Annotated in this window: 7 protein-coding genes and 1 pseudogene; 6 read left to right on the forward strand and 2 right to left on the reverse strand. The window is 70.3% G+C overall.

Annotated features, from left to right (window positions below):
- Positions 1–151 precede the first annotated feature (151 nt).
- Positions 152–2,566: a transglycosylase domain-containing protein gene (locus ABZ281_RS20235; RefSeq protein WP_356657320.1), complete on the reverse strand. Its 2,415-nt coding sequence runs from the start codon at positions 2,564–2,566 to the stop codon at positions 152–154.
- Between the two features lie 479 nt (positions 2,567–3,045).
- On the opposite strand from ABZ281_RS20235, the gene ABZ281_RS20240 reads away from it, so the two are divergent.
- From ABZ281_RS20240 to ABZ281_RS20255, 4 genes and pseudogenes are all read left to right on the forward strand, one after another.
- The gene (locus ABZ281_RS20240) at positions 3,046–3,846 is read left to right on the forward strand and encodes an ABC-2 family transporter protein (protein ID WP_356657322.1); all 801 of its coding nucleotides are present in this window, start codon (positions 3,046–3,048) and stop codon (positions 3,844–3,846) included.
- The gene (locus ABZ281_RS20245; protein ID WP_356657324.1) at positions 3,839–4,660 is read left to right on the forward strand and encodes an ABC transporter permease; all 822 of its coding nucleotides are present in this window, start codon (positions 3,839–3,841) and stop codon (positions 4,658–4,660) included. Before ABZ281_RS20240 ends, ABZ281_RS20245 begins: the two co-directional genes overlap by 8 nt.
- A gap of 67 nt (positions 4,661–4,727) precedes the next feature.
- Positions 4,728–5,690, forward strand: coding sequence for an ATP-binding cassette domain-containing protein (locus tag ABZ281_RS20250; protein WP_142167109.1), 963 nt, complete (start codon positions 4,728–4,730; stop codon positions 5,688–5,690).
- 33 nt (positions 5,691–5,723) lie between these two features.
- Positions 5,724–6,413: pseudogene (locus ABZ281_RS20255) on the forward strand (DUF1707 domain-containing protein); the annotation flags it as partial.
- 109 nt (positions 6,414–6,522) lie between these two features.
- Here the strand turns inward: ABZ281_RS20255 and ABZ281_RS20260 are convergent.
- Positions 6,523–7,887, reverse strand: coding sequence for an SGNH/GDSL hydrolase family protein (locus ABZ281_RS20260; RefSeq protein ID WP_356657326.1), 1,365 nt, complete (start codon positions 7,885–7,887; stop codon positions 6,523–6,525).
- A 193-nt stretch (positions 7,888–8,080) separates the two neighbouring features.
- Here ABZ281_RS20260 and ABZ281_RS20265 point away from each other — a divergent pair, with 193 nt between their 5' ends.
- Positions 8,081–9,424, forward strand: coding sequence for a DUF445 domain-containing protein (locus ABZ281_RS20265; RefSeq protein WP_356657328.1), 1,344 nt, complete (start codon positions 8,081–8,083; stop codon positions 9,422–9,424).
- 110 nt (positions 9,425–9,534) lie between these two features.
- Positions 9,535–10,755, forward strand: a 1,221-nt coding sequence (locus ABZ281_RS20270) for an MFS transporter (protein WP_356657330.1), incomplete at its 3' end; no start/stop codon positions are given.

A 10,755-nucleotide genomic window follows, 5' to 3' on the forward strand; every position in this document is an offset into this window, starting at 1 on the left:
TGGGGTGGGGATGGGGGCGGCGGGGGGGGGGGTTTTGGTTTGGGCGGTGGTGGGTGCGCGGCCGCCCGCCGCCCGTATATTCTTCGTGTGCCTGCTGCTGGCCGCCGTGGTGGGGCTCACGGCGACCCGCGGCCACTGAGCCGTCGTCGTGCTACTCGCGGCGGGCGCCCTGCGGGACCACGCCCCAGCCGGGGCCGGTCGGGCCGCCCGTCGCGCCGCCGTCGCTCGCGTCGCCGCCGCCACCGCCCTCCGTGGTGCCGCCGTCCGTCGTACCGCCGTCCGTCGTGCCACCGTCGCTCGTGCCGCCGTCCGCGGTGCCGCCGCCGGTGGGGGATTCGCCGCCGGTGCCGCCGTCGGTGGTGCCGCCGTCGGTCTGGCCCTCGGTCTGCCCCTCGGGGGCGCTGGGGCTCTGGCCGGGCGTCTCGGTGCCGGTGTCCTCGCCGCCGGTGGTCGTGCCGCCGTCGGTGGTGCCGCCGGTGGTCGGGTCGGCCGGGGCCTCGCTGGTGGGGGCCTGTGACACGTCGGCGCCGGGCTGGAGCCTGAGGTCGAACTCCTTGGCGGGCTTGTTCTTGAGGGCGTCCTCGGTGAACTGTGTCCAGATCTCGGCGGGTGCGCCGCCGCCGTTGACGCGGTCCAGGCCCATGGCGCCGTACAGGGACTTGTGGTCGGCGGTGACGGGGTCCTGGCCCATGACGGAGACGACGGTGGCGAGGTCGGGGGTGTAGCCCGCGAACCAGGCCGCCGTGTCCTCCTCGGCGGTGCCGGTCTTGCCGGCGACGGGGCGTCCAGCGGCCTGCGCGGCGGAGGCCGTGCCGTTCTGGACGACGCTCTGCAGCATGGAGGTGGTGGTGTCGGCGGCCTCGCGGCTCACGGCCTGCCGGGTGCGCCGCGCGGGCAGGTCGATCGGCGTGCCCTCCTTGGTGACCTTCTCGACCATCGTGTAGGTGCCGTGCCGGCCGTGGTTGGCGAGGGTGGCGTAGGCCTCGGCCATGTCGAGGACGCTGGCGGTGGCGGTGCCGAGCGCGATGGCGGGGCCGTCGGCGAGGTCGGGGGTCGTCTCGGGGACACCGAGGTCGATCGCGGTCTGCTTGACCTTCGCGGGGCCGACGTCGGCGGCCATCTGCGCGTACACCGAGTTCACGGAGCTGTCGGTGGCCTTGGTGACGGTGATGTCGCCGTAGGAGCGCTGGTCCTCGTTCTCGGGGGCGTAGGGGTCGCCGGTCCAGCCCTGCACGGAACGCTTGTTGGTGCCGTCGTAGATGGTGTTCGGGGTGATGACGCGGCCGTCCTGGGTCTCGGAGTGGTTCTCGACGGCCGAGGTGAACACGAACGGCTTGAAGGTGGAGCCGACCTGGAAGTCCCTGCGCGTGGCGTTCGGGGTGTACTGCTTGACGTAGTCGACGCCGTTGTACATCGCCACGACCTTGCCGGTCTTGGGGTCGACGGAGGCGCCGCCGGCGCGGACGTAGGTGTCGACCTTGTTGTTCTTCTTGTCGAGCTTGGACATCAGCTTGTCGTTGACGGCCTTCACGAACGCGTCCTGCTTGCCCTTCTGCAGGGTGGTCGTGATGCGGTAGCCGCCGGCGTCGAGCTGCCTCTCGTCGACGATCTTGTTCTGGACGAGGTAGTCCTTGACGATCCGGACGATGTAGCCGCGCTGCCCGGACATGCCGGTGGAGAGGGTGGACTCCTTCGGCACGGGGAACTTCATGCCGGCCCGCTTCGACTCGCTGAGCCAGCCCTTCGTGACCATGCCGTCCAGGACGTAGTTCCAGCGGGACTCGGCGGCCCGCCGGTTCTCGGGGTGGGCGACGACGTCGTACTGGCTGGGCGCGTTGACGAGCGCGGCGAGGTAGGCGGCGCGGGCCGGGTCGAGGTCCTTGGCGTCCTTGCCGTAGTAGGCCTGGGCGGCGGCCTGGATGCCGTAGGCGTTGCGGCCGAAATAGCTGGTGTTGAGGTAGCCCTCGAGGATGTGGTCCTTGCTGACCTCGCGGTCCAGCTTGATCGAGATGAAGAACTCCTTGGCCTTGCGCGTGACGGTCTGTTCCTGGCGCAGGTAGTAGTTCTTCACGTACTGCTGGGTGATCGTGGAGCCGGACTGCTTGCCCTTGCCGAGGGCGGTGTTCCAGGCGGCGCGGACCATGGCCTTGGGGTCGATGGCGGACTCGGTGTAGAAGTCGCGGTCCTCGGCGGCCAGGATCGCGTGCTGGGCGTCCTTGGAGATCTGCGGGAGCGTGACGTTCTCGCGGTTGACCTCGCCGTCGCGGGCGATCACGGAGCCGTCCGCGTAGAGGTAGACGTTGGCCTGCTTGGTGGCGAGCGCGTTGGCCGGGGGGATCTGCACCAGCGAGTAGCCCAGGAAGAAGCCGCCGACCAGCAGCAGGACGACGATGACGAAGCCGCCGAGCGTCATGCGCCAGGTCGGGATGATCCGGCGCCAGCCGGTCCGCTTCCGTTTCCCGGCCGCCTTGGTCTCGGGCGTGCCCGGGTCGCCGTCGGCGTGCGCCTGCGGCTCTCTCGATGCCCAGCCCGGATTCGGCTGCTGCGGCTGAGGCTCGTCACTCATGTCGTGCACGGACTCCTGATTCGCGTCGTACGTCGTTCCCGTACGTCTCTGCTCGCTCTTGCGCCCCTGTGATGAAGACTGTCCCATCCGTTGATCAGTTCCCTGATCGATGGCCGGGTCGTGAGCCGTGTGGTGAGGCGGGCCGCATGCGAGTGGGTGCGCGGGCGGGCACGGGGTCAAACACGCTGTTGCGCACGCCTGCCCGAATCGTGATCTCGCCTGCGCGACATTCGCCCGAAGGGGGACACGGTCGTGGATCGCGACGGCGCCTGCGCTCCGCCCGGCCGATACCGCCGCCACGCTGCTCGCCCTGGCCACGGGCGCCTCGGCCCGCGCGGACGCAACGGATCGTACCGTCTGGGCCGGTCCGCACCCGCCCCGCGGCGCCCTCGACGCTCCCCGAAATTGCGTGGCACGCCCGTTCGTCGGGCCACTAGGCTCCTGCGCTTCGGTGCCGGGCGGCGAGGAGGGCGGCGGATGTGGACACGGGACGGTTGTACGCGGCCGTCGCGGTGGGTGGTTTCCGGCGGTACGCGACGTATCGGGCGGCCACGGTGGCCGGGGTGTTCACCAACACGGTCTTCGGCGTCATCCTCGTCTACACGTATCTGGCGCTGTGGGAGGAGAAGCCGCATCTCGGGGGGTACGACCAGGCGCAGGCGGTGACCTATGTGTGGCTCGGGCAGTGCCTCTACGCGACGCTGGCGATCCAGGGCGGCGGCGCCGAGAAGGATCTGATGGAGCGCATCCGCACCGGTGAGATCGCCGTCGACCTGTACCGGCCGGCCGATCTTCAACTGTGGTGGCTGGCGGGCGACGTGGGCCGGGCGCTGTTCCAGATGCTGGGGCGGGGGGTGATCCCGTTCGTGTTCGGCGCGGTCTTCTTCCCGATGGCGCTACCGACGGAGCCCGGCCGGTGGGCGGCCTTCGTGGTCACGCTGCTGCTGGCGACGGTCGTGAGCTTCGGGATCCGCTACCTGGCTGCCTTGAGCGTGTTCTGGCTGATGGACGGCATGGGCGTCAACCAGGTCCTGATGGTCACCGGCGTCTTCTTCTCCGGCATGGTGCTGCCGCTGAACGCCTTCCCGGGCGTGCTCGGCGAGGTGGTGCGGGCGCTGCCGTGGGCGGCGCAGATCCAGATGCCGGCGGACGTGCTGATGGGGGAGACGGACCCGCTCGGGGCGTTCGTCTTCCAGGGGGCGTGGGCGGTGGTGCTGCTGGGGGCGGGGCGGCTGATGCAGTCGGCGGCGACGCGGCGGGTGGTGGTGCAGGGTGGGTGAGCGCACTGCTGTGGCCGAGGGGCTGCGGGCCTATCGGCTGATCGCCGGGATGTGGGTGCGCTCCAGCATGACCTACCGGGCCTCGTTCGTCGTCACGGTGCTCGGCAATCTGACGGTGACCGGCCTGGACTTCGTGGGGATCCTGCTGATGTTCTCGCAGGTGGACTCGCTGGGCGGCTGGTCGCTGCCCGAGGTCGCCTTCCTGTACGGACTGTCCGTGACGTCGTTCGGGATCGCCGATCTGGCCCTGGGCTCGATGGACGTCCTGGGCGCCCGGATGCGTGACGGCTCCTTCGACACGCTGCTGGTGCGTCCGGCGCCGGTGCTCGCGCAGGTCGGGGCGGACCGGTTCGCGCTGCGGCGGCTGGGCCGGATCACCCAGGGCGCGGTGGTGCTGGGCTGGGCGCTGATGTCGGTGGACGTCGACTGGAGCGCGGCGAAGGTGCTGCTGGTGCCGGTGATGGTGGTCAGCGGCGCGGCGATCTTCTCGGCGGTGTTCGTGGCGGGCGCGGCCTTCCAGATCTACGCGCAGGACGCGGCCGAGGTGCAGAACGCCTTCACCTACGGCGGGACGACGCTGTTGCAGTATCCGCCGTCGGTGTTCGGCAAGGACCTGGTGCGGGGCGTGACCTTCATGCTGCCGCTGGCCTTCGTCAACTGGGTCCCCGCCGCCCATGTGCTGGGGCGTCCGTACCCGATCGGGCTGCCGGGGTGGGCGGCCTTCGCCTCGCCGCTGGTGGCGGTGGCCTGCTGTGTCCTGGCTGGGCTGGCGTGGCGGACGGGGCTTCGTTCGTACCGGAGTACAGGGAGTTGAGTTGACCGGGTCGGAGAGCGGGTTCAGCCAGTCGGAGGGCGGGTTCGGCGGATCGGAAGGCGGGTTCATCGAACTCGACGGTGTGGAGAAGGTCTTCGAGGTGCGCAAGAAGACCGGCTTCATGAAGCGGGAGCGGCGGCAGGTGCGGGCCGTCGACTCGATCTCCTTCCGGGTGGAACGCGGCGAGATGGTCGGATACATCGGCCCCAACGGCGCCGGCAAGTCCACCACGATCAAGATGCTGACCGGCATCCTCACCCCCAGCGCGGGCCGGCTGCGGGTGGCCGGTATCGACCCCTCCCGGGAACGGACACGGCTCGCGCACCGTATCGGCGTGGTGTTCGGGCAGCGTACGACGCTCTGGTGGGACCTGCCGCTGCTGGACTCCTACCGCCTGATGCACCGCATGTACCGGATCCCGGACGCCCGTTACCGGGAGAACCTGGACCGTCTGGTCGAGCTCCTCGACCTGGGCGACCTGCTGGACGTGCCGGTACGGCAACTCTCCCTCGGCCAGCGGATGCGCGGCGACATCGTGGCGGCGCTGCTGCACGACCCGGAGGTCCTGTACCTGGACGAGCCGACGATCGGCCTTGACGTGATCTCCAAGTCCAAGGTGCGGGAGTTCCTGCGGGAGTTGAACACCGAGCGCGGCACCACGGTGCTGCTGACCACGCACGACCTCCAGGATATCGAGCAGTTGTGCAAGCGGGTGATGGTCATCGACCACGGGCGTCTGATGTACGACGGTCCGCTCGCCGGGCTGCACGAGGTGGGGGAGAGCGAGCGGACCCTGGTGGTGGACCTGGAGCGGGAACTGCCGCCGATCGAGGCACCGGCACCCGCCCGGGTCGTCCGCGTGGAGGGACCGCGCCAGTGGCTGGCGTTCCCGGCGGGGGAGTCGGCGGCGCCGCTCGTGGCACGGATCGCGGCCGAGTATCCGCTGGTGGACCTGTCGGTGCGGGAGCCGGACATCGAGGCGGTCATCGCCACCATGTACGGGGAACAGGCCGAGCGGGCGATCTCGTAGCCCCCGGCGGGGTGAACTCGTAGGCTGCTGTGTATGACCGACGACGCCGTCCCGGACCTCCGCGCCTCCGACGCCGACCGTGAACAGGTAGCCGGCATCCTGCGGGACGCCCTCGCCGAGGGGCGCCTCGACATGGAGGAGTTCGAGGAGCGGCTCGACGCGACGTACAAGGCCCGGACGTACGGGGAACTGACCCCGATCACCCGGGACCTGCCGGCCGCGGGCGTGACCGTCCCGGCGGTGGCCCTGACGAAGGACCCGGTGGCCGGCCCGGACTGGTCCGGGCGGATCACCGGCGGCGAGGGCTCCTCCACGTGGGCCGTCGCCGTGATGTCCGGCTTCCAGCGCAAGGGGCGCTGGACGATGCCCCGGCGGTTCACCTGCCTCGCCTTCTGCGGCGGCGGGGAGATCGACCTGCGCGAGGCGGACTTCGCCGACCGCGAGGTCGAGATCAACGCCGTCGCGATCATGGGCGGGGTGGAGGTGATCGTGCCGCCCGGGGTCGAGGTCGTCGTCCGCGGCATCGGCATCATGGGCGGCTTCGACCACCGCGAGGAGGGTGTGCCCGGGCAACCGGGCGCCCCGCGGGTGATCGTGACCGGGTTCGCGCTGTGGGGTGGCGTCGGGGTCCAGCGGAAGCTGACCCGGACGGAGAAGCTGCGTATCCGGGAGGAGCGGCGCCAGGAGAAGCTGGAGCGCCGGTCGGGGCGGCGGGAGCTGGGCGGGGAGAGCTGAGCCCCAGCACGGGCGGCACCGAGCCCCGGCAGCCGTGTGTCCGCCGCCTGCGAAAAGGCGACGGGCACGGGAGGAGACAGGACGGTGCGAGACGGGACTACAGTTCCGCCGGCGCCGACCCCTTCAGCGTCTCCAGGTCGAACGACTCCGCCATCCGCGCGTACCCCTTGTCGCTGGGGTGCAGATGGTCCCCCGAGTCGTAGTCGGACCGCAGCCGCCGCGGGTCGTACGGGTCACGCAGCGCCTGGTCGAAGTCGGCCACGGCGTCGTACACCCGCCCGGCGCGGATCTGCGCGTTGATCGTCTGGCGTACCGCCTCGCGTGCCTCCGTGTAGCCCCGGTGCCCGTAGAACGGCATCAGCGTCGCTCCGACCACCTTCACGCCACGCGCGTGGGCCTGACCCACCATCGTGCGCAGCCCGGCGGTGATCGCGTTCGGGTCGGCGAGCCGCGGGTTGCGCAGGATGTCGTTGACGCCGAGGTCGATGACGACGACCTTGACGTTCGTCCGCTCCAGCACGTCCCGCCCGAAGCGGTTCAGCCCGCTGGGGTTGTCCGCGGGGCGGCCGAGCCCGTCGGCGAGGACCTGGTTGCCGCTGATGCCCTGGTTGACGACGCTGTAGCGGGGCAGGTCCCGGCCGGCCGCGATCTGCGCGCGTAGCCGGTCGGAGAGCACGTCGGTCCAGCGGCTGTTGGTGTCCGGCGTGGAGGTGATGCCGTCGGTCAGCGAGTCGCCGAGGACGACGACCGTGCCGTCGGACTCGTTGCTCAGCAGGTCCAGCGCGGTCAGGTATCGCCAGGACCCGGTCCGCTCGGTGTACGGCGTGCCCGTGGCGTCCTGCGTGACGTCGCCCTGGGCGACGTAGGAGATCTGGCGGGCGTGGCGGTGGTAGGTGACCGGGCCGGAGCTGGTCGGCGTGTAGGTGGTGATCAGGACGTCGGAGTCGTGCGGGACGACGACCTGTACGGCGTCGCTCATCACCTGCCGGCCGGGCGGGATGACGGCCGTGGGACCGCCGCTGAAGGTCAGCTGCCGCATGGTGTCCGCGACTGCCGCCGCCGTACCGCTGCCCGCCGAGACGGCGATCGTCGCCCGCGTGATGCTCAGCGGCGACTGGCCGTAGAGATTGGACAGCGTCACGCGGGCACTCGTACCGCCGACACTGGTGTGGACGACGTTGCGGACCGAACGGTCCGCCATGCCCGTGGCCTCGGTGCCGGGTTCGGCGGCGGAGGGGGACGCGGACCAGGTGCCGACCCAGGTGCCGGTGGAGGCGGGTGCGGCGGAGTTGTGAGGGGCGCGACCGTCGCCGACGGCGTTCCGGTTGCGCAGGCCGTCGTCGGACCCCACTCCGACGTATATGGCGGTGGAAAGGCCCACGATCGCTGCGACGACCAAGGCCAGGAGGGCCCGGTACCTAGTGGGGGATTCCCCCACACCCCCGGCACGTCCTCGGGTCATGCTGTGTTGTTCTCCTCGGGCGATGGGAGCCCAAGGCTCCGATCTGATGTGCCCATGATGCGTCATGGACCGGGGGAAGTTCACAGGACCCCGTGGCAATACCCCCTCCGACAGACGCCGGGAACTCCTGATCCGTTCCATGAGTCGGTCAGGAAGGGACAATGTGTGCGGGATCACCAATCGGGTGGAGCGGATGGAACGGACGAAAGCAGCAGAAAAAGGCGCCGGCGTCGGAGGGCAGCATGCCCGCCCCGGCGGCGCCGTGAACCGCGCGATGACGACGTTCAGCCCGGCGGACGAGGAGAAACAGCGCGGCGTACGCCGGATGAAGCTCACCGCCACCGGACTTCTGGTGTTCGTGGCGCTGGTGTACGTCCTGTCCACGTGGGCGCACAACTCCGGCGCCGGGACCTGGGCGGCCTACGTCGCCGCCGCCTCCGAGGCGGGCATGGTCGGCGCGCTCGCCGACTGGTTCGCCGTCACCGCCCTCTTCCGGCACCCCCTCGGCATCCCCATCCCGCACACCGCGATCATCCCCACCAAGAAGGACCAGCTCGGCGTCTCCCTGGGCGAGTTCGTCGGCGAGAACTTCCTCTCCGAGGACGTCGTGCGGCAGCGGCTGCGCGCCGTGGGCATCGGCAGCCGCCTCGGTGCCTGGCTCGCGGTCCCCGAGCACGCCGACCGGGTCACCGCCGAGCTGTCCACCGCCCTGCGCGGAGCCCTGACGGTCCTGCGCGACTCCGACGTCCAGGCCGTGGTCGGCGAGGCGATCACCCGCCGGGCCAATGCCCAGGAGATCGGGCCCGGCATCGGCAAGATGCTGGAGAAGGTCGTCGCCGACGGCGGCCACAAACGCGTCGTCGACCTCGTCGTCACCCGCGCCCACGACTGGCTCGTGCTGCACAGCGACTCCGTGATGGACGCCGTGCAGGGCGGCGCCCCCGGCTGGACCCCGAAATTCGTCGACAAGAAGGTCGGCGAGCGCGTCTACAAGGAACTGCTGCGCTTCGTCACCGAGATGCGCGACATGCCCGGCCACCCCGCGCGCGGCGCCCTCGACCGGTTCCTCACCGACTTCGCCTCCGACCTCCAGTCCGACACCGACACCCGCGCCCGCGTCGAGCGGCTCAAGGGCGAGGTGCTGGGCCGCGGCGAGGTCCAGGACCTCATCGCCAGCGCCTGGACGGCCGTACGATCCATGATCGTCGCGGCGGCGGAGGACGAGCGCAGCGAGCTGCGGCTGCGTGTGCGGGCGTCCCTGTTGTCGCTGGGCTCGCGGATGGCGGCCGAGCGCAAGGTCCAGGACAAGGTCGACAAGTGGGTGGAGGGCGCGGCCGTCTACGTCGTCACCACCTACCGCAAGGAGATCACCTCGCTGATCACCGACACGGTGGCGAGCTGGGACGCCGAGCACACCACGCGGAAGATCGAGGCCAACATCGGCCGCGACCTGCAGTTCATCCGCATCAACGGCACGGTCGTCGGCTCCCTGGCCGGCCTGCTGATCTACACGGTGTCGCACGCGCTCGGGGCGTGAGAGAGGTCTTCAGGGCGAGGGGAGGTGGCTCGGGGCGCGAGAGGTATCTCAGGGCCTAAGAGAAACCGCTCAGGGCACCCGACGGGTTCCGCTCGATGGGGAGGGAGCCCATGACCACCGCGCAGGCCGAGACCGGCCGAACCATCACCACCGACATCCCCGCCCGCCTCGACCGCCTCCCGTGGTCGCGCTGGCACTGGACGATCGTCATCGGCCTCGGCACCGTGTGGATCCTCGACGGTCTCGAAGTCACCGTCGTCGGCAACATCGCCGGCCGCCTGTCGGAACCCGGCAGCGGCCTGCCCATCACATCCGGCGAGGTCACCGGCATGGCGGCCGCCCTGTATGTGGCGGGCGCCTGTCTGGGCGCCCTCTTCTGGGGCCGTCTGACCGACACATGGGGGCGCAAGAAACTCTTCATGATCACACTGGCCGTGTACCTCGCGGCCACCGCCCTCACCGCGATCTCCTTCGACACCTGGTGGTTCTTCCTCTTCCGCTTCCTCACCGGCTTCGGTATCGGCGGCGAGTACGCGGCCATCAACTCCGCGATCGACGAGCTGATCCCCAAGGAGTACCGCGGCCGCACCGACCTGATGATCAACGGCAGCTTCTGGCTGGGCGCGGTCTTCGGCTCGCTGCTGTCGATCGTCGCCCTGGACACGGACATCTTCGCGGCGAACGTCGGCTGGCGCCTCACCTTCGCGCTCGGCGCGGTCCTCGCCCTGGTGATCCTCCTCGTCCGGCGGCACGTCCCCGAAAGCCCACGCTGGCTGCTGATCCACGGCCGCGACGACGAAGCGGAACGCATCGTCTCCTCCATCGAACGCAAGATCGAGGAGGAGCGGGACGACCCGCTGCCGCGCCCCGACGGCGAGATCACCATCCACCAGCGCCGCAGCGTCTCCTTCCTGGAGATCGGCCGCACGGTCTTCTCCGACTACCGCAAGCGCGCCATCCTCGGCTTCTCCCTCTTCATCGGCCAGGCGTTCCTCTACAACGCGATCACCTTCGGCTTCGGCGCGATCCTGACGACGTTCTTCGACGTCCCGAGCGGCAACACCGGCTACTACTTCGCCGTCATCGCCATCGGCAACTTCTTCGGCCCGCTGCTCCTCGGCAAGCTCTTCGACACGGTCGGCCGGCGCACCATGATCTCCGGCACGTACATCCTGTCCGGCCTGCTCCTCTTCGGCACGGCCTGGCTCTTCGACCAGGGCTCGCTGAGCGCGACCACGATGACGGCCTGCTGGTGCGCGGTGCTGTTCCTCGCCTCGGCCGGCGCCTCCAGCGCCTACCTGACCGTCTCCGAGGTCTTCCCGATGGAGACC

Source organism: Streptomyces sp. NPDC006265, from assembly GCF_040613555.1.
GTDB lineage: Bacteria > Actinomycetota > Actinomycetes > Streptomycetales > Streptomycetaceae > Streptomyces.